This is a genomic window from Pseudomonas sp. FSL R10-2964, from assembly GCF_009600035.1.
GTDB lineage: Bacteria > Pseudomonadota > Gammaproteobacteria > Pseudomonadales > Pseudomonadaceae > Aquipseudomonas > Aquipseudomonas bubulae.
This window is the reverse complement of record NZ_WIWH01000099.1, coordinates 1-925: the sequence shown is the minus strand read 5'-3', so window position 1 is coordinate 925 and position 925 is coordinate 1. Positions and strand designations below refer to the sequence as shown.

Here is a 925-nt window from a genome sequence, read left to right as displayed (position 1 = left end):
TAGGCTCTGTACGTAAACCCAAGAAATACGATTTTCTGTAAAATACACCGCCATTAAAGCCAGGAGGCCAAGATGGCAAAGCGGTATGAACTCCCCGACGCAGCCTGGGATCTGGTTGCAGATATCTTCACCAAAAATCAGCGCACCGGGCGCCCTCGGGCCGATGATCGCCTGATGCTAAACGGTATTCTCTGGGTGCTTTGCTCTGGCGCAGCCTGGCGAGACATGCCCGAACGATTCGGCCCTTGGTCAACGATCTATCAACGGTTCCGGGGATGGCGTGATTGCGGAGCTTTTGATCAGATGCTCAAGCGTCTTCATATCCGATTGAATGAGCAGGGTTTGATTGACTTGGAAACATGGATGATCGACTCCACTGCCGTACGAGCAACCCGGGCCTCATCAGGTGCCGGGAAAAAAGGGGATTTGAAGAACCGCAAGACCACGCGCTCGGGCGCAGCCGGGGTGGCCTGACGACCAAGATTCACATGCTGTGCGACGCCAATGGTGTGCCTCTGCGTTTCCTGTTGTCAGGCGGACAAGCCAGCGATATAGCCTATGCCCAACCGCTACTCGATCAGGCTTGCATACCCAGCCTGCGCGGTCGCCCACGCAAGCGTTGCCGCTGGTTGCTGGCTGACAAGGGTTACGACGCTGAAGCGCTGCGCCAGTATTGTGATCGTTATCGCATGCAGCCAGTCATTCCGTTGCGAAGCATGAAGCGCAAAACCAAGCCAGGATTGCCTCGACTTTTTGATCGCCCCAAATATCGGCAGCGCAACATCATCGAACGCATGTTTGGCTGGCTGAAGGAGAACCGTCGCATCGTGACGCGCTTCGACAAGCTCGCAACAAGTTTTGCGGCGATGGTCTCATTGGCCTGCGCTATGCGGTGCTTGCGACAATACTTTACGTACAGAGCCTA

1 pseudogene is annotated in these 925 nt (G+C 55.5%); it reads left to right on the top strand.

The window, feature by feature from the left end:
- Positions 1-72: 72 nt before the first annotated feature.
- A pseudogene (locus GHN92_RS23595) lies at positions 73-925 on the top strand (IS5 family transposase); the annotation flags it as partial.